General features: G+C 60.2%; 22 protein-coding genes. 15 read left to right on the top strand and 7 right to left on the bottom strand.

Annotated features, from left to right (window positions below):
- Positions 1-131 precede the first annotated feature (131 nt).
- The 8 genes from ppsA to PF1751_RS20735 all read left to right on the top strand — a co-directional run bounded on the left by ppsA (position 132) and on the right by PF1751_RS20735 (position 8,217).
- Positions 132-2,507: a phosphoenolpyruvate synthase gene (gene ppsA, locus PF1751_RS20770; RefSeq protein ID WP_021491524.1), complete on the top strand. Its 2,376-nt coding sequence runs from the start codon at positions 132-134 to the stop codon at positions 2,505-2,507.
- A gap of 106 nt (positions 2,508-2,613) precedes the next feature.
- On the top strand, positions 2,614-3,603 hold the full coding sequence (locus PF1751_RS20765) for an alpha/beta fold hydrolase (protein ID WP_044287671.1): 990 nt from the start codon (positions 2,614-2,616) through the stop codon (positions 3,601-3,603).
- Positions 3,604-3,791: 188 nt separating this feature from the next.
- Positions 3,792-4,283, top strand: a complete 492-nt coding sequence (gene rraA, locus PF1751_RS20760; protein WP_010208490.1) for a ribonuclease E activity regulator RraA — start codon at positions 3,792-3,794, stop codon at positions 4,281-4,283.
- Between the two features lie 13 nt (positions 4,284-4,296).
- Positions 4,297-5,292 carry a zinc transporter ZntB gene (locus tag PF1751_RS20755; RefSeq protein WP_010208492.1) on the top strand — a complete coding sequence of 332 codons (996 nt, stop codon included), beginning with the start codon at positions 4,297-4,299 and terminating at the stop codon, positions 5,290-5,292.
- 86 nt (positions 5,293-5,378) lie between these two features.
- On the top strand, positions 5,379-5,624 hold the full coding sequence (locus tag PF1751_RS20750; RefSeq protein WP_010208493.1) for a hypothetical protein: 246 nt from the start codon (positions 5,379-5,381) through the stop codon (positions 5,622-5,624).
- A 2-nt stretch (positions 5,625-5,626) separates the two neighbouring features.
- Positions 5,627-6,451 (top strand): mechanosensitive ion channel family protein, encoded by an 825-nt coding sequence (locus PF1751_RS20745; RefSeq protein ID WP_003175519.1) that lies wholly within the window; start codon positions 5,627-5,629, stop codon positions 6,449-6,451.
- Positions 6,452-6,538: 87 nt separating this feature from the next.
- The gene (sigX, locus tag PF1751_RS20740; RefSeq protein ID WP_010208495.1) at positions 6,539-7,129 is read left to right on the top strand and encodes an RNA polymerase sigma factor SigX; all 591 of its coding nucleotides are present in this window, start codon (positions 6,539-6,541) and stop codon (positions 7,127-7,129) included.
- 107 nt (positions 7,130-7,236) lie between these two features.
- Positions 7,237-8,217 carry an OmpA family protein gene (locus PF1751_RS20735; RefSeq protein ID WP_010208496.1) on the top strand — a complete coding sequence of 327 codons (981 nt, stop codon included), beginning with the start codon at positions 7,237-7,239 and terminating at the stop codon, positions 8,215-8,217.
- Positions 8,218-8,277: 60 nt separating this feature from the next.
- Here PF1751_RS20735 and cobA read toward each other — a convergent pair whose 3' ends face one another.
- From cobA to PF1751_RS20710, 5 genes are all read right to left on the bottom strand, one after another.
- Positions 8,278-9,021 (bottom strand): uroporphyrinogen-III C-methyltransferase, encoded by a 744-nt coding sequence (gene cobA, locus PF1751_RS20730; RefSeq protein WP_010208497.1) that lies wholly within the window; start codon positions 9,019-9,021, stop codon positions 8,278-8,280.
- Between the two features lie 26 nt (positions 9,022-9,047).
- Positions 9,048-10,718: a bifunctional protein-serine/threonine kinase/phosphatase gene (locus PF1751_RS20725; protein WP_010208498.1), complete on the bottom strand. Its 1,671-nt coding sequence runs from the start codon at positions 10,716-10,718 to the stop codon at positions 9,048-9,050.
- The gene (locus tag PF1751_RS20720) at positions 10,718-11,929 is read right to left on the bottom strand and encodes a nitrate/nitrite transporter (RefSeq protein WP_010208500.1); all 1,212 of its coding nucleotides are present in this window, start codon (positions 11,927-11,929) and stop codon (positions 10,718-10,720) included. Before PF1751_RS20720 ends, PF1751_RS20725 begins: the two co-directional genes overlap by 1 nt.
- A 157-nt stretch (positions 11,930-12,086) precedes the next feature.
- Positions 12,087-12,662, bottom strand: coding sequence for an ANTAR domain-containing response regulator (locus PF1751_RS20715; RefSeq protein WP_010208501.1), 576 nt, complete (start codon positions 12,660-12,662; stop codon positions 12,087-12,089).
- Between the two features lie 13 nt (positions 12,663-12,675).
- Positions 12,676-13,902: a CmpA/NrtA family ABC transporter substrate-binding protein gene (locus PF1751_RS20710; RefSeq protein WP_044287670.1), complete on the bottom strand. Its 1,227-nt coding sequence runs from the start codon at positions 13,900-13,902 to the stop codon at positions 12,676-12,678.
- Positions 13,903-14,153: 251 nt separating this feature from the next.
- Here PF1751_RS20710 and sctC point away from each other — a divergent pair, with 251 nt between their 5' ends.
- The 5 genes from sctC (at position 14,154) to PF1751_RS20685 (ending at position 17,954) form a co-directional block, all read left to right on the top strand.
- Positions 14,154-15,605, top strand: coding sequence for a type III secretion system outer membrane ring subunit SctC (gene sctC / locus PF1751_RS20705; protein ID WP_021491528.1), 1,452 nt, complete (start codon positions 14,154-14,156; stop codon positions 15,603-15,605).
- A 15-nt stretch (positions 15,606-15,620) separates the two neighbouring features.
- Positions 15,621-15,845, top strand: coding sequence for a FliM/FliN family flagellar motor switch protein (locus PF1751_RS20700; RefSeq protein WP_010208506.1), 225 nt, complete (start codon positions 15,621-15,623; stop codon positions 15,843-15,845).
- A gap of 155 nt (positions 15,846-16,000) precedes the next feature.
- Positions 16,001-16,396, top strand: coding sequence for a winged helix-turn-helix domain-containing protein (locus tag PF1751_RS20695; protein WP_042571955.1), 396 nt, complete (start codon positions 16,001-16,003; stop codon positions 16,394-16,396).
- Positions 16,389-16,850, top strand: a complete 462-nt coding sequence (locus PF1751_RS20690) for a transglycosylase SLT domain-containing protein (RefSeq protein WP_029529065.1) — start codon at positions 16,389-16,391, stop codon at positions 16,848-16,850. Before PF1751_RS20695 ends, PF1751_RS20690 begins: the two co-directional genes overlap by 8 nt.
- Positions 16,851-16,934: 84 nt before the next feature.
- Positions 16,935-17,954 carry a quinone-dependent dihydroorotate dehydrogenase gene (locus PF1751_RS20685; RefSeq protein ID WP_010208511.1) on the top strand — a complete coding sequence of 340 codons (1,020 nt, stop codon included), beginning with the start codon at positions 16,935-16,937 and terminating at the stop codon, positions 17,952-17,954.
- 227 nt (positions 17,955-18,181) lie between these two features.
- Here the strand turns inward: PF1751_RS20685 and rmf are convergent, their stop codons facing one another.
- Positions 18,182-18,397: a ribosome modulation factor gene (rmf, locus tag PF1751_RS28565; protein ID WP_002553055.1), complete on the bottom strand. Its 216-nt coding sequence runs from the start codon at positions 18,395-18,397 to the stop codon at positions 18,182-18,184.
- Between the two features lie 533 nt (positions 18,398-18,930).
- On the opposite strand from rmf, the gene rlmKL reads away from it, so the two are divergent.
- A complete protein-coding gene (rlmKL, locus tag PF1751_RS20680; RefSeq protein WP_042571954.1) occupies positions 18,931-21,195 on the top strand; it encodes a bifunctional 23S rRNA (guanine(2069)-N(7))-methyltransferase RlmK/23S rRNA (guanine(2445)-N(2))-methyltransferase RlmL in 2,265 nt (754 codons plus the stop codon).
- A 199-nt stretch (positions 21,196-21,394) separates the two neighbouring features.
- Positions 21,395-23,794 carry a sensor domain-containing diguanylate cyclase gene (locus tag PF1751_RS20675; RefSeq protein WP_021491533.1) on the top strand — a complete coding sequence of 800 codons (2,400 nt, stop codon included), beginning with the start codon at positions 21,395-21,397 and terminating at the stop codon, positions 23,792-23,794.
- A gap of 125 nt (positions 23,795-23,919) precedes the next feature.
- Here PF1751_RS20675 and dacB read toward each other — a convergent pair whose 3' ends face one another.
- A complete protein-coding gene (gene dacB, locus PF1751_RS20670) occupies positions 23,920-25,380 on the bottom strand; it encodes a D-alanyl-D-alanine carboxypeptidase/D-alanyl-D-alanine endopeptidase (protein WP_010208514.1) in 1,461 nt (486 codons plus the stop codon).
- Positions 25,381-25,618 lie beyond the last annotated feature (238 nt).

Here is a 25,618-nt window from a genome sequence, read left to right as displayed (position 1 = left end):
GCGATTTTGCCGTCCCGCAGTGGGCCGCATTCTCACTTATTTTCCAGGTCCAGGCCACAAGCGCTGGTACTCGCTCCTACTGAGCAGCCGGCGTCCTGAGCTTTTCCAACACAGTTAGTGGAGAGATCACCTTGGTAGAGTACGTAGTTTCCCTCGATAAGCTCGGCGTCCATGATGTAGAGCACGTGGGGGGCAAGAACGCATCCCTCGGCGAGATGATCAGTAATCTTGCAGGCGCTGGTGTGTCGGTGCCCGGTGGTTTCGCCACCACGGCCCAGGCTTACCGCGATTTCCTCGAACTGAGCGGCCTCAATGCTCAGATCCACGCCGCGCTGGACGCCCTGGACGTCGATGACGTCAATGCCCTGGCCAAGACCGGTGCCCAGATCCGCCAATGGATCATGGAAGCCGAGTTCCCAGAGAAGCTCAACGAAGAAATCCGCACCGCCTTCGCCACGCTGTCGGCCGGTAACCCGGACGTCGCCGTTGCCGTGCGCTCCTCGGCCACCGCCGAAGACTTGCCGGACGCTTCCTTCGCCGGCCAGCAAGAAACTTTCCTGAACATACGCGGCGTGGAAAACGTGATCCGCGCGGCCAAGGAAGTATTCGCTTCGCTGTTCAACGATCGCGCCATTTCCTACCGCGTACACCAGGGTTTCGACCACAAGCTGGTGGCCCTGTCTGCCGGTGTGCAGCGCATGGTGCGTTCGGAAACCGGCACCGCCGGCGTAATGTTCACCCTCGATACCGAATCGGGCTTCCGTGATGTGGTGTTCATCACCGGCGCCTACGGCCTGGGCGAGACCGTCGTACAAGGCGCGGTCAACCCCGACGAATTCTACGTACACAAGGGCACCCTCGAAGCGGGCCGCCCGGCCATCCTGCGCCGTAACCTGGGCAGCAAGGCCATCAAAATGATCTACGGCGACGAGGCCAAGGCCGGTCGTTCGGTGAAAACCGTTGAAGTCGATAAGGCTGAACGCGCGCGTTTCTGCCTGACCGACGCTGAAGTCAGCGAATTGGCCAAACAAGCGATGATCATCGAAAAGCACTACAAGTGCCCGATGGACATCGAGTGGGCCAAAGACGGTGACGACGGCAAGCTGTACATCGTGCAGGCCCGTCCGGAAACCGTGAAAAGCCGTACCTCGGCCAATGTCATGGAGCGCTACCTGCTCAAAGAAACCGGCACTGTGCTGGTGGAAGGCCGTGCCATCGGCCAGCGTATCGGTGCCGGCAAGGTGCGGATCATCAAGGACGTGTCCGAGATGGACAAAGTCCAGCCAGGCGACGTACTGGTCTCCGACATGACCGACCCGGACTGGGAACCGGTGATGAAGCGCGCCAGCGCCATCGTCACCAACCGTGGCGGGCGTACCTGCCATGCGGCGATCATCGCCCGTGAACTTGGGATTCCTGCGGTCGTGGGCTGCGGCAACGCGACCCAACTGCTCAAAGATGGCCAGGGCGTCACCGTTTCCTGTGCCGAAGGCGACACCGGTTTCATCTTCGAAGGTGAGCTGGGCTTCGATATCAAGCAAAACTCCATCGACGCCATGCCGGACCTGCCGTTCAAGATCATGATGAACGTCGGCAACCCGGACCGCGCCTTTGATTTCGCGCAGTTGCCGAACGCCGGTGTGGGCCTGGCCCGCCTGGAGTTCATCATCAATCGCATGATCGGCGTGCACCCCAAGGCCCTGTTGAACTACGACGGCCTGCCGCTCGACATCAAGGAAAGCGTCGACAAGCGCATCGCCGGCTACAACGACCCGGTAGGTTTCTACGTCGAGAAACTGGTGGAAGGCATCAGCACCCTCGCGGCGGCGTTCTACCCGAAAAAGGTCATCGTGCGCCTGTCGGACTTCAAGTCCAACGAATACGCCAACCTGATCGGCGGCAAGCTCTATGAGCCGGAAGAAGAAAACCCGATGCTGGGTTTCCGTGGCGCCTCGCGTTACATCAGCGAAGCGTTCCGCGACTGCTTCGAACTGGAATGCCGCGCCCTCAAGCGTGTGCGCAACGAGATGGGCCTGACCAACGTCGAGATCATGGTGCCGTTCGTGCGTACCCTGGGCGAGGCGAGCCAAGTGGTCGACCTGCTGGCTGAAAACGGCCTGTCCCGTGGCGAAAACGGCCTGCGCGTAATCATGATGTGTGAACTGCCGTCCAACGCCATCCTGGCCGAGGAGTTCCTGGAATTCTTCGACGGTTTCTCCATCGGCTCCAACGACCTGACCCAGCTCACCCTGGGCCTGGACCGTGACTCCGGGATCATTGCGCACCTGTTCGACGAGCGAAATCCTGCGGTCAAGAAGCTGCTGGCCAATGCCATCCAGGCCTGCAACAAGGCCGGCAAATACATCGGTATCTGCGGCCAAGGCCCTTCCGATCACCCTGACCTGGCCAAATGGCTGATGGAGCAGGGCATCGAAAGCGTTTCGCTGAACCCCGATTCCGTGCTGGAAACCTGGTTCTTCCTGGCGGAAGGCCAAGCGTCCGCCTAAGACCGTCACGTCAAAAGTGCCGGTCACCCGTTGTGGGTGACCGGCATTCTTATCTGTGCAGGGCGGAATTCCTTCCGGACGCCGCCCTTTTTTGTGCAAGAGCATTATGCAAAGCAGCAGCAACCTGTTTCCCGTCGCCCTGATCAGCGCTGAACGTCGTGGCGACCTGAGTGAAGACGTGTACCGACTCAAACCCGGCAACAGTCCCGACGGCACCGTCGAGCTAGCGGTTACCCGTTTGGGCCTGGCCGATGTCCCGGAAAACCGGGGCATCCCGGTCATTTTGTTGCATGGCAGTTTTTCCAATCGGCGTTTCTGGTACTCGCCCAAGGGTATCGGCCTGGGCGCTTACTTGGCGCGCGAGGGGTTTGATGTCTGGATCCCGGAAATGCGCGGCCATGGCCTGTCCAAGCGCAATCATGACTACGCGCGCAACCGCGTCGCTGACTATGCGCGTTACGATTTGCCGGCCATCAGCGCATTCGTGCGTGAGCAAAGCGGGCAGATTCCCCATTGGATCGGCCATTCGCTGGGCGGTACCAGCTTGGCGGCCGCTCTTGGCGGGCAGCACCTTGGTGCGCCGGCTGTGGCGTCGGTGGCGCTGTTTGGCTGCCAGGTCAGTCGCACTCATTGGCCGTTGAAACTGCCACCGGTGGAGTGGACAGGCCGCTTGCTGTTGAAACGCTTCGGCGAGGTCTCTGGCTCGCGCCTGAAGCGGGGCCCCGAGGACGAACCGGCGGGCGTGATGATCGAAGCTATGCGCTGGAATGGCCTGTTTGGCCGCTTTGGCGAAGGCAAGAATGATTGGTGGAAAGGCTTGGCCGAGGTCGATGTGCCGCTGTTGGCCGTCAGCGCAGCCGGGGATCATCAAGACCCCGACTGGGCCTGTCGCAAGCTGTTCGAGCAAATGGGCTCCGAGCACCGTCAGTACCTGTGCCTGGGCCGACAACAAGGCTTTACCGGGGATTTCGGGCATGTGGAGATGCTCGTCAGCAAAGCTGCCCAGTCCGAAGTGTGGCCGTTGGTGGCGCAGTGGCTGAAAGATCCGCTCACACCGCTGTCAGGCGCACAGGCCGAGGTGCGGGCCGCGGTTTGAGGCGGTGCTCTGCCAAGGGCGTTTCGCTTGTGTGTGGTTGCGGCTAAGATATGACGCGTTAAACGCTTCTGGTCATATTCAGTCGCGCAGTGGCTATTGCGTTGCGGCGAGGCGGATGGGATGTTTCGCACCTGCTTGGGCTGGCGCTTCTTTCGAAAGACACTTCTTTGACAGAAAGGAATTTTTCAATGAACCATTACGTGACCCCCGACCTGTGCGACGCCTACCCAGACCTGGTGCAGGTGCTCGAACCGATGTTCAGCAATTTCGGCGGCCGGGACTCCTTCGGCGGCGAGATCGTCACCATCAAGTGCTTCGAAGATAATTCCCTGGTCAAGGAACAAGCCGATCAGCCGGGTGCCGGCAAGGTGCTGGTGGTCGACGGCGGTGGTTCCCTGCGTCGCGCGCTGCTGGGCGATATGATCGCCGAGAAAGCGGCGAAGAACGGCTGGGAAGGGCTGGTGATCTACGGTTGCATCCGTGATGTTGACGTCATTGCCCAGACAGATCTGGGCGTACAGGCCCTCGCCAGCCATCCGATGAAGACTGACAAGCGCGGTATTGGCGACCTGAACGTGGTCGTCACGTTCGCAGGTGTGACCTTTCGTCCGGGTGAATACATCTACGCCGATAACAATGGCGTGATCGTTTCCCCCAGCCCGCTGAAAATGCCTGAATAAGACAGGAGTAAGGATGTTCGAGGAAGAAAACGCGCAATGGGGCCTGGTGCATGCCCTGGTGCTGGACGGTAAAGGCGGTGCGCGTTCGATTGCCCGGACTGAGCTCGACGAATTGCAACTGCAGCCCCAGGAAAGCCTGTGGCTGCATTGGGATCGCAGTCACCCGCAAACCCAGACCTGGCTGCGCAAATCCAGCGGCTTGAGCGAATTTGCCTGTGACTTGTTGCTGGAGGAGAACACCCGTCCGCGCCTGTTGGCGCTGCCGGACTCCGAATTGCTGCTGTTCCTGCGCGGGGTCAACCTCAACCCCGGTGCAGAGCCGGAAGACATGGTCTCGGTGCGCATCTTTGCTGCCGCCAGCCGCGTTATTTCCCTGCGCCTGCGGCCGTTGCGCGCCACTGACGAGCTGTTGGTGCAATTGGCGGACGGCAAGGGGCCTAAGACCGCGTCGGAACTCATCCTTTATATGGCGCAGTACCTGACCAATAAAGTGCAGGATTTGGTCTCCGACCTGTCTGAAATCGTCGACGCAGAGGAAGAAAAACTCGATACCGACGAACGGTATACCCCGGAACATGGCAGCGTTCTACAGATCCGTCGACGAGCCGCAGGGCTGAAGCGATTTTTGGCGCCGCAACGGGATATTTTTGCCCAGCTCACGCGGATCAAATTGCCGTGGTTCTGTGACGACGATGCCGACTACTGGAACGAATTGAACAACAGCCTGACCCGCTATCTGGAAGAGCTCGAATTGACCCGAGAGCGCGTGGGGCTTGTGCTGGAGGCTGAAGACCGGCGTTTGAGCGTGCGCATGAATCGCACCATGTACCGCTTCGGGATCATCACTGGGATCTTTCTGCCGATGAGTTTTTTGACCGGTCTGCTGGGGATCAATGTGGGGGGGATTCCGTTCTCCTCCAGCCCCTATGGATTCATGGTTGCGTGCCTGTTAATGGTCTCGGTGGCGCTCGGACAATGGTGGCTTTTTCGACGACTGCGCTGGGTTTGAGCTGAATATGACCTGAACGTAGGAAGGGGCGTATGTGACCCCAATAATTTTACCCTCGTCTTTTAAAACACTTGCGAGAGGTTTTTATGCACGATCCGTTCGAACAGTCTTTGCGTGACATGCTCAATGCCTCGCCGTCCAACCGCGACGACGATGCTTGCCTGGGCCGCGTGTTGAAAACCGCCAACCGTCAGGTGGGGGCGGGTGACCTGTTCGGTCTGCTCGGCCGTTGGGTGCCGGCGCTGATGATGGCCCTGAACAATGGTTCGGCCCATGTATCGCCCGTGTCCCGTCGTAAATCTCTTGCTCGCACTGCTGATAAGGCTGATTGAATATGGAACTTGATCTCTGGACCCAGAGCCTGGTCACCGCGATGACCGCATTGTGGACCAAGGTGGCGAATTTCATTCCCAACCTGTTTGGTGCCCTGGTGCTGGTGTTGCTGGGCTTTGTCGTGGCCAAGTTGCTCGACACCCTGCTGTCCAAATTGCTCGCAAAACTGGGCCTGGATCGCTTGATGGCAGGCACCGGCCTGACCAAGCTGCTGGGTCGCGCAGGGTTGCAGGTGCCGATCTCCACCTTGATCGGCAAGATCGTTTATTGGTTTGTTTTGCTGATTTTTCTGGTTTCTGCGGCTCAATCGCTTGGACTTGAGCGAGTTTCAGCTACGCTCGACATGCTGGCGCTGTATTTGCCGAAGGTTTTCGGCGGCGCGCTGGTATTGCTGGTAGGTGTTTTGCTGGCGCAACTGGCCAATGGGCTGGTGCGCGGCGCTGCCGAAGGCGTGGGTTTGGATTATGCTGCCGGCCTGGGACGAATCGCCCAGGGGCTGGTGATCATCATCAGTATTTCGGTCGCGATCAGCCAGTTGGAGGTCAAGACTGACCTGCTCAACCATGTGATTGTGATCGTTTTGATTACCGTTGGTCTGGCCGTTGCGCTGGCCATGGGCTTGGGAAGCCGGGAAATTGCCGGTCAGATTCTTGCGGGAATCTATGTGCGTGAGTTATATCAGGTTGGGCAACAGGTGCGTGTGGGCGAGGTCGAAGGGCAAATTGAGGAGATCGGTACGGTCAAGACGACGGTGCTGACCGATGACGGAGACCTGGTGTCGCTGTCCAATCGGATTCTCCTGGAGCAGCAGGTCAGTAGCCGCTAAACCGGCAAACCCTGCTAATGTACGCCGCCGCTGGCCCGGCTGACCGGGTTGTGGCGGACATTGACCTGACTGTCGGCACGACTTGTTTTGAATAAAGCCCAAACGTTGTCCACGCGCTATGACCCCCGTGAGCTCTCTGATGAGGAGTTGGTCGCGCGCTCGCACACGGAGCTGTTTCACGTAACTCGCGCGTACGAAGAATTGATGCGCAGATATCAACGCACTTTGTTCAACGTTTGTTCAAGGTATTTAGGGAACGATAGAGATGCGGATGATGTCTGTCAGGAAGTGATGCTCAAGGTGCTGTACGGCCTGAAGAACTTCGAGGGCAAATCGAAGTTCAAGACATGGCTATACAGCATCACGTACAACGAGTGCATCACGCAGTATCGGAAGGAACGGCGAAAGCGTCGCTTGATGGACGCGTTGAGTCTTGACCCCCTTGAGGAGGCGTCTGAAGAAAAGGCGCCGGCACCCGAGGAGAAGGGTGGACTTGATCGCTGGTTGGTGTATGTGAACCCGATTGACCGGGAAATTCTGGTGCTACGATTTGTCGCAGAGCTAGAATTCCAGGAAATCGCTGACATCATGCACATGGGTTTGAGTGCTACAAAAATGCGTTACAAACGTGCTCTTGATAAATTACGTGAGAAATTTGCGGGCGAGACTGAAACTTAGTGCGTGGCAAATATCTCTTACGTGTAGGCAAGTTCTGTTAGACTTGTCGCCGAGTTGTCCCCCGGTTTGTGGGACTGCTTTACAATCACCAGATGGGGATTTAACGGATGAAACTGAAAAACACCTTGGGCTTGGCCATTGGTTCTCTTATTGCCGCTACTTCTTTCGGCGTTCTGGCACAAGGCCAAGGCGCAGTTGAAGGCGAGCTGTTCTACAAGAAGCAGTACAACGATAGCGTCAAGCACATCGAAGACGGCTTCAATCCTGGCGCTCGCATCGGTTACTTCCTGACCGACGACCTGTCCTTGAACCTGTCCTACGACAAGACCAACCACACCCGTTCGAACGACGGTACTGGTAACCAGAAGATCAAAGGCGATACCGGCAGCCTGGTTGCCCAGTATCACTTCGGTCAAGCTGGCGTAGACAGCCTGCGTCCATACGTAGAGGGCGGTTTCGGCCACCAGAGCCGTACCAACGTTCAAGCTGACGGCCACAGCGGTCGCGACCAGACTACCTTCGCTACCGTTGGTACTGGCGTGAAGTACTACTTCACCAACAACCTGTACGCTCGTGCCGGTGTTGAAGCTGACTACGGTCTGGACAACGGCAAGTGGGACTACTCCGCACTGGTCGGCCTGGGCGTGAACTTCGGCGGTAACGCTGGCGCAGTTGCTCCAGCTCCTACCCCAGCACCAGCTCCAGAGCCAACTCCAGAGCCAGAAGCTCCAGTTGCTCAGGTTGTTCGTGTTGAGCTGGACGTCAAGTTCGACTTCGACAAATCCGTTGTTAAGCCTAACAGCTACGGCGACGTGAAAAACCTGGCCGACTTCATGGCTCAGTACCCAGCTACCAACGTAGAAGTTGCTGGTCACACTGACTCCGTAGGTCCAGACGCTTACAACCAGAAGCTGTCCCAGCGTCGTGCTGACGCTGTTAAGCAAGTCCTGGTTAAAGACGGCGTTGCTCCTAGCCGTATCACCGCAGTAGGTTACGGTGAGTCCCGCCCAGTTGCTGACAACGCAACTGAAGCTGGTCGCGCTGTTAACCGTCGCGTAGAAGCGTCGGTTGAAGCTCAAGCTCAGTAATTACTGAGTGGTAGAAAAAAGCCCGGCTTAGGCCGGGCTTTTTTTCGCCTGTGATTTGCCTCAGGCGCTCACGGCCTGAGCGAGGCAAGCGGCCTGGCCTGGGGCTGCAACACGGCCAATCACCAGGATGGCCGGGCTTTTCAAGGCAAATGCCTGTGCATCTTCGTGCATACGCCACAGCGCGCTGCGACATTCCCTTTGCTGGGGCAGCGATGCGTTCTCGATCATCGCCACTGGCATATCCGCCGCCATCCCGCCGTCCAGCAGTTGCTGGCAAATTTCCTCCAGCTTCGCCACGCCCATGTACACCACCAGGGTTGTCCCACCTTCTGCCAGCGCACGCCAATTCAGGCTGCTGTCGTCCTGGGTATGCGCCGTGACCAGCGTCACGCCCCGACTCACGCCGCGCAAGGTCAGTGGCACCGCGCAATTCGTCGCGCCTGCCAACCCTGCGGTAATGCCGTTGACCAACTCCACCTCGACGCCCCGTTCACGCAACCACATCGCCTCTTCACCGCCGCGTCCGAAAATGCACGGGTCGCCGCCTTTGAGGCGTACCACGCACTTGCCCTGGCGCGTATAGCGCAGCATCAGCCGGTGGATGAAATCTTGCGGGGTCGACCGGCAGCCACCGCGTTTCCCCACGGTGACCACCCGCGCGTTCGTGCAATGTTCCAGCACGGCCGGGTTGACCAAGTCATCGATCAGCACCACATCGGCCTCACGCAGGGCGCGTACCGCCTTGAGGGTCAGCAACTCCGGGTCACCCGGACCCGCGCCCACCAGCCAGACTTTTGCATTCATAGGGTGTTCCTCGTCCAGGGATGACATCAGCGGTGAAAGAGTGAGTACAACAGCACCAGATTGATCAACAGCGAAAGCAGCGCCAGCGTGCGCCAGACCTTCAAGGGTTCACGCTCCAGCAATGGCTTGGGGCGGACACTCAGTTCCTGCCGGTCAGCCTGTTCCAGCACGCGCAACCACTCTTCGGCGGTTTCATAGCGATGGGCTGGATGGGCGGCCACGGCCCGTTCCAGGCTGAGGGGAAGCCAATCCGGCAGGTCGGGGCGGTAGCGGCTGGCGCTGACAGGCTGAGTGAACCGGGGCCGTTGGAAGGCCTCGATTTCGCCGTAGGGGTAATGTCCGGTCAGCAGGTAATACAAGGTTACGCCTACGCTGTATAAGTCCTGTTGAGTCGTAGGGCGCTCGCCGTTGAAGGCTTCAGGTGCAATAAAGCTAGGCGTGCCCGGCAGCGCATGGACGTGGTCTTCAGACAGGCCTGGGCAATACGCCAGGCCGAAATCCAACACACGTAATTCGCCGTCTTCCCCCAGCAGCAGGTTTTCGGGCTTGAGGTCGCGATGCAGGATCTGCCGACGGTGCAAAATGCCCACGGCCCGCAGCAGACGTTCGGCTATTGCCTGCCATTGTGCCAAGGGCAGTGGGCCTTGACGCTGGAACAGTTCGGCCAGGGTCTGGCCCGAATACTCACGCATCACATAATACAAATGCTGACGCGCGCTACCGGCATGGACCTCAGGGAACGCCCGCCCCGCAACCCGCCGCAGAAACCATTCCTCCGACAGTAAGGCCTGGCCGGCGTCGTGATCATCGTCGCGGCTCAAGGGCAGGGTTTTCAGCAGCCAGGGTTGCTGCTGGGCATCGCGCACCCGGTAGAGCAATGACTGCCGGCTTTGCGCCAATACGCTTTCCACCTGCCAGCCTTCAAAGTGTTGCCCGGCTTTCAACAAGGGCGGCAGTGGCCATTGCTGCAACTGCACCAGCGCATCGCCGAGGGTGGCTGCGCCGAGGGCGTCGATACGCACGAGCAGCGCGCTGGCATTGTCCTGGCTGCCTGCCAGGTGCGCGGCATTCACCAGGGTGTTGACCGCCAATTCCATGTCTGTTTGTTCGCGCAAAATCGTCTGGATACTGGGATCACCCAGGGTTGCCCACACGCCATCACTGACCAACAGGAAACATTCGCCTTCACGCAGCTGACCGTCGAGAAAATCCACCACCAGATGCTGATCCAGGCCAAGGGCGCGCTTGAGCACGTGCTGCATGCCCGGTTGCTCCCACACGTGATCCTCGGTGATGCGCTGTAATTGGCCAGCGAACCAACGATACGCCCGACAATCGCCGACATGCGCCAGGGTAAAACGCTGGCCGCGAAACACCAGCGCACTCAGGGTGGTCAACAGAGGCTGGCCACCGCCATTGGCTTGCAGCCAGCGATTCTGTGCCAGTAGCAACCGCTCCAGGGCCTGGGCCACGCCCCAGGTTTGCGGCGTGGCGTAGTAGTCCAGGGCCAGCGCCTGCAAGGTCGAGCGCGCAGCCAGGCCGCCGTCGGCGCACTGGCTCACCCCATCGGCGATGGCACATAAGTAGCCTTTGCTCGCCGCCAGTTCGGCCACAGGCGTGACCACCCGCAGTGCGTCCTGATTTTCCGTCCGTGGCCCGATGGCACTGGCCTGGGCGACGCTCAGTTGCAGGCTCATCAGACCCGCGCAGCCGTGACGGCAGCCGAGCCCCAGGTGGTTCTCCAGCGACGCTTCACGCCGTGCAGGCCGAACCAGGCCAGCACGCCCAGGCTGGCGAACAACCACAACGCCAGCTGATAGCTGCCGGTGCTTTGCTTGATCGCACCCATGCCCGCCGCCAAGGCAAAGCCGCCGATACCGCCGGCCATGCCGATCAGGCCGGTCATCACGCCGATTTCACGGCGGAAACGCTGCGGCACGAGTTGGAACACTGCGCCGTTTCCTGCGCCGAGACCCAGCATGGTGCAGACGAAGAGCGCGAGCGCCGCAACGGGACTCGGTAGGTTGAAACCCACCGCTGCGATACAGATCGCCGCCACGCTGTACATGCCCAGCAGCGTACGGATCCCGCCGAAGCGGTCCGCCAGCGCGCCGCCCAGTGGGCGCATCAGGCTACCGCCAAAGACACAGGCGGCGGTGTAGTAACCAGCGGTCACCGGGCTCAGGCCGTATTGGTCGTTGAAATAACCGGGCAGGGCGCTGGCCAGGCCGATAAAGCCCCCAAAGGTAACGCTGTAGAAAAACATGAACCACCAGCTGTCACGGTCGCCCAGGGCCTTGAAGTAGTCGGCCATGGACTTCGCCTTCGGCCGTTCTGGTGCATTGCGCGCCAGCCAGGCAAAGACAATCAGGGTCAGCACCAAGGGGATCAGCGCGAAGCCGAACACGTTGCTCCAGCCAAAGGCGGCCGCCAATACCGGTGCCAGCAACGCGGCGAACACCGTGCCGGAGTTGCCCGCGCCCGCGATGCCCATGGCTTTGCCCTGGTGTTCCGCTGGATACCATTGGGAGGCCAGCGGCAGTGCGACCGCAAACGATGCACCGGCCATGCCGAGAAACAAGCCCAGCAACAGCGCTTGTTCGTAGCTGTGGATCCCAAGTTTCCAGGCGCCGAACAGGGCGCAGATGACAATCACCTGGCCAATCAGGCCGGCCGTCTTCGGCGACAGCTTATCCGCCAGCATGCCCATCAGAAAGCGCAACACCGCGCCCGCGAGAATCGGTGTAGCGACCACCAGGCCGCGTTGTTGAGTGGTCAGGTGCAGGTCGGCGGCAATCTGCACGGCCAGTGGGCCCAGCAGGTACCAGACCATAAAGCTCAGGTCGAAATACAGGAACGCGGCAAACAGGGTCGGGGTGTGCCCGGATTTCCAGAAGCTTGATTTCATCACGCACCTCAACGGTTGGGAGTCTTGTAAGAAGGCCAAAACGAAAAAACGCCGCCACCGGGTTCGCGTGAGCAAACCGGGTGTGCGACGTCTTTGTCGTGGAGGGGCAACCGCCGTTGGCTACCTGTGATCAATCCTTAGCAAGAGCTGCGCCACATCAGCCAAGCAGCTCACTCATGGCGATAATCTGCTCTGCCACCTGAATCAGTTTCTGCTGGCGGCTCATGGCTTGGCGGCGCATCAGGGTGTAGGCCTCTTCCTCATTGCAGTCCTTCATTTTCATCAGCATGCCCTTGGCCAACTCGATGCGCTTGCGCTCGGCCAACTGTTGGTCCCGCGCCTGGAGCTGCGCGCGCAAGGCCTGATCGCTTTCGAATCGGGCCATGGCCACGTCAAGGATCGGCTGCAGGCGCTGGGCCTGGATGCCTTCGACGATATAGGCGCTGACGCCGGACTTGATCGCCTGGCGCATCACGTTCGGGTCGTGTTCGTCGGTGAACATCACGATAGGCCGGGGTTGGTCACGACTGACCAGCACCACTTGCTCCATTACATCGCGGCCCGGTGACTCGGTATCGATCAGGATCACATCCGGGCGCACCGTTTCGACGCGCGCGGGCAGGTCGATGGTCAGGCCCGACTCATCGATGACGTCAAAACCGGCTTCGATCAGCGCAGTCCTGAGTCGGCCTACTTTGCGCGGCGTGTCGTTGATCAGCAGGATTCGCAGCATGGACGTCCTCCTGTCAGCGCAAGGCTTGGCGGTGGGTGGTATCGGCCAGGGCGTGCAGGCGGAAGCTGCGGGCATAGCCGGCGGGGTCGGAGCCGTCCCAGACTTTGCCGTCGATCAATTGGCTGCTGCGCATGTCCGGGTGTTTTGTGGCGATACCCAGCGCAGCGGCGGCCTGGCGATACAGCGGCAGTTGCTGCACCTGGCGCGCAACGCCGAGGTAGTCGGGGTCTTCGCGCAACAGACCCCACCGCCGGAACTGGGTCATGAACCACATGCCATCAGAGAGGTAGGGCAGGTTCACTTCACCGTCGGCAAAAAATCGCAGCGCGTGGGGATCCTGCCAGTGATTGCCCAGGCCGTCGTCATAGGTCCCCAGCAGGCGCGGCTCGATGCAGTCAAGCGGGGCGTCGAGGTATTCGCGGCCACTGAGCAATTGCGCGGTGGAGCGGCGGTTTTCGCTGCTTTCTTCGATAAAGCGGCTGGCCTCCAGGATCGCCATCACCAGCACGCGTGCAGTGTTGGGATACTGGTCCACGAAAGCCTGAGTGCAGCCGAGCACCTTTTCCGGATGATCCGGCCAGATCGCCTGGGTCGTCGCCAGGGTAAACCCTTGGTTCTGCTTTACCGCGCTGGCGCACCAGGGCTCGCCGACACAAAAACCATCGATGCGTCCGGCTTGCAGGTGCGCAACCATTTGCGGCGGCGGGACCACCACGCTGTCCACGTCCTGCAACGGGTGAATGCCCTGGCTCGCCAGCCAGTAATACAACCACATGGCGTGGGTGCCTGTGGGAAACGTCTGGGCGAAGGTCAGTTTTGTTCGGCTTTGGTGCACGTGGCGATCCAGTGCCTCAGGAGTGATCACCCCTTGTTGCTGCAAGCCGCGGGACAGGTTGATGCTCTGGCCGTTCTGGTTGAGCCCCATCAGCACGGCCATGTCGGTGGGGGCGACACCGCCGATGCCCAAGTGCACGGCGTAGATCAGCCCGTACAGGCTGTGGGCGGCGTCCAGCTCGCCGCTGACCAGTTTGTCGCGCAGGTTGGCCCAGGACGTTTGGCGCTTGAGGTTCAAGGTCAGGCCGTAGGGTTGAGCGAAGCCCTGGGTGGCTGCCACCACCATTGAGGCGCAGTCGCTCAAGGCCATGAAGCCCAGGTCGAGACTGCTTTTTTCCGGTGCATCACTGCCGTTGACCCAGGCCAGCGGGTCATTCATCGGGCTGTTGCCATCCGAATCGTTCATCAACACCTACCTTTTCTTTCAAAAAAAAGCGTCGTTCCCTCAGATGGCGGTGTAAGCCAATGCGGGTAACGACGCCTTTGTCCGTAAGCTCGCTCCGCCATTGGCGCGTGCTCTGATACAGAGTTCATAGCAAGGCACATGCCACGGGTGAGTGGGCCTGGAAAGTCATCAACTTTTCATCAAGATTGAAAGCGGGCGGGCTCTCAGTATGGCCACACCTTCAATGCCCGATCACCCAGGAACTCCCCACGGTGCACGCCGACTTTCTCGCGACGATTTCCTTCCGCCGGTACTGCCGTTGGATGCTGTTTTCTGCGCTGTTGCTGGGAAGTGCGCTGGCCTGGGGCACGCTTTACCAGGCTCAGGACGAAAGTCTGTACACGGTGCTCACCGCACTCTCGGAGCCACTGGGGTTACCCATCGTCGTCAGTCGCGAAGTCGCACGCAAACGTCTCAGCGCCGCCCTGGATTTCAATGCGCCACAACAGACCCTGGAGGCGCTTGCACTTCAACAAGGGTTGATCTGGTACAGCGACGGGCAGGCGCTGTACGTCTATGACGCGGGCGAAGCCAAAAACTCTGCGGTCACCTTGCGACACATTTCCGTCGACAGGCTGCGTAGCCTCATGCGCCGCTCGGGCCTCGATGAGTCACGCTATCCCTTGCGGGAAAGCGGAGCGCGCACGTTCTATGTGTCCGGTCCACCGAATTACATCGATCAGGTGCTGCGTCTGGCCCAGTTGATGGACCGGCAAAGAGCGGAGTTGCGGGTAGGCGCTCAGTCCTTTGCCGTCGTCCAGGTGCTCAATACCGATGTGGCAGACCGGCAGTACGGTACGCGCGCTAACCCGGTCACCGTGCCGGGGATGGCGTCGATGATCGAAACCTTCCTGGCCGGCGAACACAAGGGGTTGCTCTCGGACAAGAGCCTCGGCGTGATCGCTTACCCGGATAGCAACAGCTTGTTGATCAAGGGCAAGCCGGCCCAGGTGAGCTTCATCCAGAAACTGGTGGCGGAACTCGACATCCCCAAGCGAGCGATCGAGGTCTCGCTGTGGCTGGTGGATGTTGAGCGCGAAGAATTGAAGAAGCTGGGCCTGGCCTGGGACGAAGAAACGAAGGCGTCGACCACGCGAGTCCTGGCTCCTTTGGACGATAGCCACCTTATGGCAAAGGTCGGTGCATTGGAGCGCCGTCGACGAGCGAAGGTAACGACATTGCCGGTGATCCTCACTCAGGAGAATGTGCCGGCGGTGTTCCAGGACAATCATACGTTTTACCTGCCACCCCGCGGAGATGATCGCGCTGACTGGAAACCGCTGCGTTATGGCACCCAGGTCAGCGTACTGCCGCGTTTTGTCGAGGCTAACCAGATCGAGATGCGTCTTGAGGTGGAAGAAGGGCGCCTGATGAGTGAGGCGAGCCAGCGTGAGAAAAACGCGGCGGTGAGGCAAGTCGGCATCAACAGCGTGGTCCGAGTGCCTCAGGCCAGGCGCCTGTGGCTGGGGGCGTTTCAACGGGAATCAGAAGGGCGGGGGGCTGGTCGTCCGGCCCAGGCGCGCCTGTTTGTGATCCAGGCCACGGCGGTGGGTAGTGAGTCGAAGGGGCTGGAAGAGGCGGGAGGACCACCGCCCATGACTGCGGCGCAATATGAGCGTGTCCAGCGTGCGTTTGTAAGGCCGCAGCGCGATGTCTCACCGTAAACAAGGTGTTAACCCATGCATCTGGAAATTCTTCTACAGGAACAACTGATCAGCCGCAGGCGCCTGGCAGCCTTTGCGCCCGGAAAGGTGTTGCCGTTGATGCCAGAGATCATCCACTGCGTGGAGGTTCGGGTGAATGGGCAATTGCTGGCGTTGGGCGAGTTGGTGCAGTTAGAGGACCGGCTAGGGGTTGAACTGCATGAGGTGTATCAGACGTGGCTGCCTGGAGGAGCAGGGTAGCGAAACCTCCTACAGTGCTTTTTCAAACGCCGCCTGATGTATGGGTTTTTTCCTAGGGCGAGCCATGAGGCAGGTTTTTACAGTGGTGACATGGGCACATGGGCCAGTGATTGGAATGAGGACGTCAATGTCATTAGTCGGAGGTCGGGGTAGCAATGGCTGTCAAGGATGATGGAGGGGCGACGACTACCCTGGTTTTTGCGCGTTGGAAGCTGCATGACCACGGTCGCCTGACGGGTGAAGGGTCGGATGTGCAGTTACCCCCTAAGGAATGGCAGGTGTTGCGGCTATTGTTGGTGTCTGGTGGTGCCTTGATGACCAAGGATCGCTTGCTGGAACTGGGCTGGCCGCAGGGGGAGGTTGCCGAGGAATCGTTGACGCGCTGCATTTATTCGCTGCGCAAGTACCTCGGTGCCGACAAGGGGTTTATCAAGACGATCTACGGCCGGGGGTATCGCTTTATCTGTCCGGTGAGCACAGTGTCGGGTTGTGCGGAACAAGTGTGTTCGGCCTGCGGCCACGTCAGCCAGGGTGTGTTGAAACGTGGCTAGGTTCTGGAGGAAGGGCTTGTTGCTGGGCGCTGTGATAGTCAGTAATCAGGCGTTGGCCTACTGCTGGGAGGAGGCCGCCAGCCACTACCAAATCGAGCCGGAGTTGCTGCAAGCAATCGCCGTCGTGGAGTCGGGTAATCGTGCGCAAGCGATGAATCATGCCAACCGTAATGGCACCCGGGACATCGGGCTGATGCAGATCAACAGCATTCATCTGCCACGTCTGCTCAAGCAAGGTATTACCGAGGACCGCTTGATCAATGAGCCATGCTTGTCGGTTGAGGTGGGGGCTTCGATCCTGGCCGAGTTCATTCAGCGTTTTGGTTACAACTGGACAGCTGTGGGTTCCTATAACGTGGGAACAGGCGGCGGGCCCGAGCGTGAGGCGCTGCGCCTGCAATATGCACAGAAAATCTGGGCGTATTACGAGCAGTTGGTCGCGCACCGTTACTGACATTGAGGTTCACGCCTCGCGCGTGCCCTCTCACCCCGGCTATAATCGCCGCCACCTTTCGCCGCCTTCGAGTCTAGCCCACCCATGTATACCCTGGCCCGCCAGCTGTTGTTCAAACTCTCCCCGGAAACTTCCCACGATCTGTCCTTGGACCTGATCGGTGCCGGTGGACGCCTGGGGCTCAATGGCCTGGTATGCAAGGCACCGGCGAAAATGCCGGTCTCGGTGATGGGGCTCGATTTCCCCAACCCGGTCGGGTTGGCGGCTGGCCTGGATAAAAACGGCGCGGCCATCGATGGCTTTGCACAGCTGGGTTTCGGTTTCGTCGAAATCGGCACCGTGACCCCGCGACCGCAGCCGGGCAACCCCAAGCCGCGCATTTTCCGCCTGCCGGAAGCCGAGGCGATCATCAACCGCATGGGCTTCAACAACCTGGGCGTTGATCATCTGCTGTCGCGGGTTCAGGCGGCGAAGTACAAGGGCATCCTCGGTATCAATATCGGCAAGAACTTCGATACGCCGGTCGAGCGTGCCGTCGACGATTACCTGATCTGCCTGGACAAAGTCTACGCCCACGCCAGCTACGTCACGGTCAACGTCAGCTCACCCAACACCCCGGGCCTGCGCAGCCTGCAGTTCGGGGACTCGCTCAAGCAACTGCTCGAAGCCCTGCGTCAGCGCCAGGAAGACCTGGCCGTGCGCCATGGCAAGCGCGTGCCGCTGGCCATCAAGATTGCCCCGGACATGAGCGACGAAGAAACCGTATTGGTCGCCCAGGCCCTGGTGGATTCGGGCATGGACGCGGTGATTGCGACCAACACCACCCTCAGCCGCGTAGGTGTCGAAGGCCTGGCCCATGGTGACGAGGCGGGCGGTCTGTCGGGTGCTCCGGTGCGCGAGCAAAGCACTCATATCGTCAAGGTGCTGGCCGCCGAACTGGCTGGACGCTTGCCGATCATCGCCGCCGGTGGCATCACCGAAGGTAGGCACGCGGCCGAGAAGATCGCCGCGGGTGCCAGCCTGGTGCAGTTGTACTCCGGTTTCATTTACAAAGGGCCGGCCCTGATCCGCCAGTCGGTGGATGCGATTGCCGCCCTGCGCTGATGCTTCTCATGTCGGAGTGGTCGTGTTCGCGAAAGCGGTGATTCAGTAACAGATAGGCTGGCTGACCCACCGCTTTCGTGAGCCCGCTCCCACACAGATTATTCTCCAGCCAATAAAAAGGGCTCCATTAAGGAGCCCCCTGGGCCGAAGCCCGCCGCCCGGATGGGGCGTGCATGGTAAGTCGTTACATATTCAGAAGTGGTGATGTCGGAATTAATTGCCCTTGATTAGCCGACGGCGTGAAGTTCGTTGAGTCTGTGGATGCCCGCAGTGCCAGTCATACCGTCCCAGTTGTCGCCGCGTCCTTCTCGCCAGCCGTTGATCCAGGCTTGGCGTACCGACGGTAGAGTAAATGGGCAAAGCTCACGGGATTTGCCATGAACGCCATATTGATATCCGCGTAAAAATGCTCTTTCCAACGGATCACGCTTAAGTCTTCTCATAGGGTGTTTCCCTCACTTGTTGACTGTCTTGATATCCTTCGGTCTCGTCTGAGGCCGGGCAGAGTTTTTCTGCCGTTGGTGGGCTCGCTGCCGGCGTGGCGAGCCTGAGTGTCGGCGTCGTTACGGCGCCAACCTGTGTTGAGTTCTAACCAATAGGTCACATGGATTCAATGATCGTTTTGTCATAAGCACGTAACGATAACGATGCTATAGCCATAAGCTGGGATGGCTTTTCGCCCCATTTGTTGGGCAAAGCCAGCTATGATGCACCCTGCATAGAGGATGGGTTTAATCCTTTAGTGAGAATACCCGCCCGTTGCAGTCGGTTATTATTCGACGAAGGGTCGGAATATTTCTTTTTGTTACGGCTAATTGTTTATCTGCCCCGTCAATAAAGGCCCAAGCGCCTGTTGGAAAGGGGTGGGACGGCACATTCGTGCCACGCGAGCACTCTTCAAGAAAAGTGCTTGATTGAAAACCGAGCCGGCGATGCGTCGCCCGTTCATTTATTGCTGAAAAGCCTGGAATGCCCCATGTCGGACCGTTTTGAACTCTTCCTCACCTGCCCCAAGGGCCTCGAAGGCCTGCTGATCGAGGAAGCCGTCGGGCTTGGCCTTGAGGAAGCCCGTGAGCACACCTCGGCCGTGCGCGGCATGGCCGACATGGAAACCGCCTACCGCCTGTGCCTCTGGTCGCGCCTTGCCAACCGCGTGCTGCTGGTACTCAAGCGCTTCCCGATGAAGGACGCCGAAGACCTCTACCACGGCGTCCTGGACATCGAGTGGGCCGACCATATGGTGCCGGACGGTACCCTGGCGGTTGAATTCAGCGGCCACGGCTCGGGCATCGACAACACCCACTTCGGCGCGCTGAAGGTCAAGGATGCGATCGTCGACAAGCTGCGTACGCCGACCGGCGAACGCCCGTCCATCGACAAGATCAACCCGGACCTGCGCATCCACCTGCGCCTGGACCGTGGCGAAGCGATCCTGTCCCTCGACCTGTCCGGCCACAGCCTGCACCAGCGTGGTTATCGTTTGCAGCAGGGTGCTGCACCGTTGAAGGAAAACCTGGCGGCCGCGATCCTGATCCGTGCCGGCTGGCCGCGCATTGCTGCTGAAGGCGGCGCGCTGAGCGACCCGATGTGCGGCGTGGGCACCTTCCTGGTGGAAGGCGCAATGATCGCCGCCGACATGGCGCCCAACCTGAATCGTGAACTGTGGGGCTTCACCACCTGGCTTGGGCACGTCCCGGCGCTGTGGAAGAAACTGCACGCGGAAGCGGCTGAACGCGCCGCCGTCGGCATGAACAAGCCGCCGCTGTGGATCCGTGGCTACGAAGCCGACCCACGGCTGATCCAACCTGCGCGCAACAACATCGAGCGCGCAGGCTTAAGCCATTGGATCAAGGTGTACCAGGGCGAAGTCGGCACCTTCGAGCCACGCCCGGACCAGAACCAGAAAGGCCTGGTCATCTGTAACCCGCCTTATGGCGAGCGTCTGGGTGACGAAGCCAGCCTGTTGTACCTCTACCAGAACCTCGGCGAGCGTCTGCGCCAGGCGTGCATGGGCTGGGAGGCGGCGGTGTTCACTGGCGCGCCGGACCTGGGCAAGCGCATGGGCATCCGCAGCCACAAACAGTATTCGTTCTGGAACGGCGCGTTGCCGTGCAAGCTGCTGCTGATCAAGGTCAATCCGGACCAATTCGTCACTGGCGAGCGTCGCACCCCGGAGCAGCGCCAGGCTGAGCGTGAGCAAGCCGCTTACGACCAAGCCCCGGCTGAGCCGCAGGAGCGCCAGTACAACAAGAACGGCAACCCGATCAAACCCGCACCGGCCCCTGTCGTCGAGCAGGCGCGCCTGAGCGAGGGCGGGCAGATGTTTGCCAACCGCCTGCAAAAAAATCTGAAGCTGCTAGGCAAGTGGGCCAAGCGCGAAGGCGTGGATTGCTACCGTGTGTACGACGCCGACATGCCGGAATACTCCATGGCGATCGACCTGTACCACGATTGGGTGCACGTGCAGGAATACGCGGCGCCGAAATCCATCGATCCGGAAAAAGCCTCCGCACGCATGTTCGATGCCTTGGCGGCGATTCCCCAAGCGCTGAACATCGACAAGAGCCGCGTGGTGGTCAAGCGTCGCGAGCGTCAGAGCGGTACCAAGCAGTACGAGCGTCAGAGTGCGCAGGGCAAGTTCACTGAAGTCAGCGAAGGCGGCGTGAAGTTGCTGGTCAACCTCACCGACTACCTGGACACCGGCCTGTTCCTCGACCACCGTCCGATGCGCCTGCGCATCCAGAAAGAAGCGGCCGGCAAGCGTTTCCTCAACCTGTACTGCTACACCGCGACCGCCAGTGTGCACGCGGCCAAGGGCGGTGCACGCAGCACCACCAGTGTCGACCTGTCCAAGACCTACCTGGACTGGGCGCGTCGCAACTTCTCTCTCAACGGTTTCTCCGACAAGAACCGCCTGGAGCAGGGTGACGTGATGGCGTGGCTGGAGGCCAGCCGCGATGAGTTCGACCTGATCTTCATCGACCCGCCGACCTTCTCCAACTCCAAGCGCATGGAAGGCATCTTCGACGTGCAACGAGACCACGTGCAGTTGCTCGACCTGGCCATGGCCCGCCTGGCACCGGGCGGCGTGCTGTATTTCTCGAACAACTTCCGCAAGTTCGCGCTGGAGGACAACCTCAGCGAACGTTATGCGGTCGAGGAAATCAGCGACAAGACCATCGACCCGGATTTTGCGCGCAATGCGAAGATCCATCGGGCATGGAAAATCACCGCACGCTGATCGCCCCCTGTAGGAGCGAGCTTGCTCGCGAAAAACTCACTGTCGACGCGTTTTCATGAATAAACGCGGCGTCTTCAAGTTATTCGCGAGCAAGCTCGCTCCTACAGTTCTTTTGGCTGGTCAAATACGGGGCTGATGGCTATAACTTAAGGTCCAGCCAAAGTGACACCCCCGCACGCTGGCGTTGTGAGTGTTGCCTATGCCGTTGCAAGCCGTCCGCCCGAAAATCCTAGGCTTTATCAGTGAGCAGGCGTCGGCTTGGCTGGTGGCAATAGTGGTGTTACTGGCAGGGTTTACCTTGACGGCGATTGTCGCCTGGGCAGCTTCCGACCTCTATCAGCAGCAGGTGCGCCAGCGCTTTCAGTTGCTGGTCAATGAGCGCTACACCCGCCTGCAGGAACGTTTCGAAGACCAGGAGCAACGGCTGAACAGCCTGCGGCGCTTCTTCGTCAACTCCGACACTGTGTCCCGCGAAGAATTCGACGGGTTTGCCCAGCCCCTGTTGCTGCGTGCCCGCGCTTACTCCTGGGCGCCACGGGTGTATCGCGAACAGCGCAGCCAGTTCGAGCAAGACGTATCCAGCCAGCTCGGCACACCCTTTGTCATCCGTGAGTTGAATTCGGCCGGTGAGCTGGCCCCAGCGCCCGAGCGCGACGAATACGTACCGGTGTTGTACAGCCAGACTCAAAGCTTGTTGGGCGCGCCCTTCGGCTTTGATCTTCTGGCCCAGCCCCTGCGGCGTTCAACCCTTGAGCGTGCACAAAAGACCGGCAGGCTGGCGGTGTCCCAGCCCATGCAATTGGTGGGGGTGGAGCCGGTCTATGCCACTGGGGTTTTACTGGTGGCGCCGGTCAGCCACCTGGGCACTTCTGATCAGTCCCAGCACGAGCCCTTTGGTTATGTGATGGCCGTGATCAGCATACGCCAGCTGGTGGCCGACGGTTTGCCCAAGCCGGACCGGGACAACCTGGTGATGCAGATCATCGACACGTCCGACCTGCAGAAGCGCGTGCTCTTCGAGTCCAGCAATGTGGTGGGCGACAGCGACCTTGTCGGCGCACGTCGTCTGACGCTGGGTGACCACGTGTATGCCTTGAATCTGCGCCCGAGCCAGGTATTCGACCATGCCAACCACTCCTCGCTGAACACGATCCTGTTCATGGGCGGCCTGCTGAGCCTGCTCCTCAGTGCTTTGCTCTATGTGCTGGTGAGCCAGCGTCAGCGCGCATTGAAGCTGGTGGAGCAGCGCACTGCCCAGTTGCGCCTGCGCGAGCAGGAGTTGCGCGGCGCCCATGGCCAATTGCGCAGCGTGCTGAATGCCGCGACCCAGGTGGCGATCATTGCCACCGACCTGCGCGGCGTCATCAATACCTTCAACGCCGGTGCCGAGCAGATGCTGGGCTTCAAGGCCGAGCAAGTGGTGGGCACGCACACCCTGGAAAGCCTGCACGTGGCGGCGGAGCTGGAAGCGCGCTCGGCGAGCCTGAGTATGGCGTTGGGCAAGCGCATCCCGGCGAGCCAAGCCATGCTGGTGGAAAGCCCTGACAACCTGCATGAAGCCCACGAGTGGACCCTGATCCGCGAGGATGGCAGCCAGTTGACCGTCAACATGCTGGCCACGGTGTTGCTGGACGACCATGGTTTATGGATCGGCCACCTGGCAATTTACCTGGACATCACCGAACAGAAACGTGCCTACGAGGCATTGGCGGCCCGCGACCGCCTGCTCAAAAAACTCAGCGCCCATGTGCCCGGAGGGATCTTCCAGTTCACCCTGGAACCCCAGGACAACTGGAAATTCATCTATGCCAGCGACGGCATGCGCGACATCTATGAAATCGAACCCAATATATTGCAGCAGGATGCGAAGCGGGTCTTCGAGCGTATCCATCCGTTGGATGCGGAGCGGGTGCGTGCTTCGATCCGCTTGTCAGCGTTGCAGTTGAGCCATTGGCGCGAGGAATACCGCGTGGTGTTGCCGCAACGGGGCCTGCGTTGGATTCGGGGTGAAGCGACTCCGGAAGAGTTACCAGCAGGCGGTACGTTGTGGCATGGGTACGTGTCGGATATTTCCGATCTTAAGCGGGTGGAAGAAGAACTGCGTGCGCTCTCCATCACCGACTCCCTGACCGGAATCCATAACCGACGCTATTTCCAGGATCGTCTCAAGGCGGAGATGGTAAGGCTCAACCGCACTTCGGGAAACTTGTCGGTGATCATGCTTGATATCGATCACTTCAAACGCATCAACGACCAGCACGGGCACGCCGTCGGCGATGGTGTATTGCAGGAACTGTGCAGGCGCATCAGCCAGCGCCTGCGCCGCACCGACGTGTTCTGTCGCCTGGGCGGCGAGGAATTCATGGTGCTGTGCCCGCACACCGATGGCGAACAGGCCTACAGCCTGGCCATGGAATTATGGGCGTCGCTGCGCGGTGCGCCGATGGACCCAGTCGGTATCGTCACTGCCAGCTTTGGCGTGGCCAGTTGGCGGGTCGATGAAGGCATCGACGGGCTGCTGTTGCGCGCCGACTCGGCCGTGTACGTGGCCAAGCAGGCGGGCAGGGACCGGGTGGAAGCCGAGCGCTTGCGTGCTTGAGACCGCCGCAGGCCAATGTGGGAGCGGGCTTGCTCGCGAATGCGGTAGACCAGCCACTCCATTTGGCGACTGATACGCGGCATTCGCGAGCAAGCCCGCTCCCACAGGGGGACTGCGTTACCGTCTTAAAGGACGGGAGCGGCCGCCACTGCCTTAGGCTGGCGATACAAATCCAGCAGCACCTGATCCAGCACCGACGAAGCGCCCCATGGCTTTGGATCGTTGAGGATCGCCACCACGGCCCAGGTATTGCCATTGTTGTCACGGCTGAACCCGGCGATGGCACGTACGGTGTTCAACGTACCTGTCTTGACGTGGGCTTCGCCGCGCATGGCGGTGGTTTTCAGGCGTTTGCGCATGGTGCCGTCGGTGCCGGTGATCGGCATCGAGCTGATGTATTCCGCGGCGTAAGGGCTTTTCCACGCGGCTTGCAGCATGGTCGCCATTTCGCGGGCGCTGACGCGTTCGGCACGGGACAGGCCGGAACCGTTCTCCATCACCAGGTGCGGCGCGGTGATGCCTTTCTTCGCCAGCCACTGGCGCACGACGCGTTGTGCAGCCTTGGCGTCGTCGCCATCGGCATCGTTGCGGAACTGCGCACCCAGGCTCAGGAACAACTGCTGGGCCATGGTGTTGTTACTGTATTTATTGATGTCGCGGATGATTTCAGCCAGGTCCGGCGAGAACGCCCGGGCCAGCACCTTGGCATCCTTGGGCACTGGCGCCTGGATATCCCGGCCCTGGATGGTGCCGCCCAGTTCCTTCCAGATCGCGCGCACGGCGCCAGCGGTGTAGGTGGCGTGGTCCAGCAGCGACAGGTAGGTCTGCGAACTGCAGCCATCGGCCAATTGGCCGCTGACCGTGACCGTCACGCTGCCATCGGCGGCGGTGACCGGGTTGTAGCGCACGTCGCCGGTGCACTGCTTGGCGTTGGAGACCTTGACCTGGTTGTCGATGCGGATGCTGGCAATCGGCGGCTCGACCGACACCAGCACCCGGCCGGAATCATTGCGAGTCACAAAACGCAGGGCTTTGAGGTTGACCAGCAGCGCGTCCGGCTTGACCAGGAACGGTTTGTTCTCATCGTTGCCGTCGTCATTGAATTCCGGCAACAGCGGCTGGTTGAAGAAACTGCGGTCCAGCACCAGGTCGCCGGTGACTTGCTGCACGCCGTTGGCGCGCAGGTCGCGCATCAGCAGCCAGAGTTTTTCCATGTTCAGCTTGGGGTCGCCGCCGCCCTTGAGGTACAGGTTGCCGTGCAGCACGCCACCGCTGAGGGTGCCGTCGGTATAGAACTCGGTTTTCCACTGGTGGTTGGGGCCGAGCATTTCCAGGGCCGCGTAGGTGGTGACCAGCTTCATGGTAGAGGCGGGGTTCACCGAGACGTCGGCATTGAAGACGGTAGGCGTACCCGGGCCGTTCAGGGGGATCATCACCAGGGACAGCGCTGTGTTTTGCATTTTGGCTTTGGTCAGCGCCTGTTGAACACTCGGCGGCAGGGTGGTGTTGACGGGGGCAGCGGAGACGGAAAAGGCCACTGGCAGAATAAGGCCGGCAAAAAAGATTGAACGCAACGATTTGATCATAAGAAGTAAAACCCTACTGCTGAGGAGGGTGAAAAAGTTGAGGGGGAAATAAGAAAAATCCCTCAATGGTCATGAAAGTGTCGGCATTATGCCCCAAGGTAGAGTCACTTGTAGCTGAACCATAGCGGGTATTCGGCGTTTTTTTTACAGGCATTGTGCCGCCTGTCCCAGAGAGTCGGGCAATCGTCGCCTTAAACTGCTAAAGTGCCGCCCGTTATTACTTATGAGGATTGTTCCA

This window comes from Pseudomonas simiae (assembly GCF_000934565.1).
Taxonomy (GTDB): domain Bacteria; phylum Pseudomonadota; class Gammaproteobacteria; order Pseudomonadales; family Pseudomonadaceae; genus Aquipseudomonas; species Aquipseudomonas simiae.
This window is presented reverse-complemented; position numbering and strand designations above follow the sequence as displayed.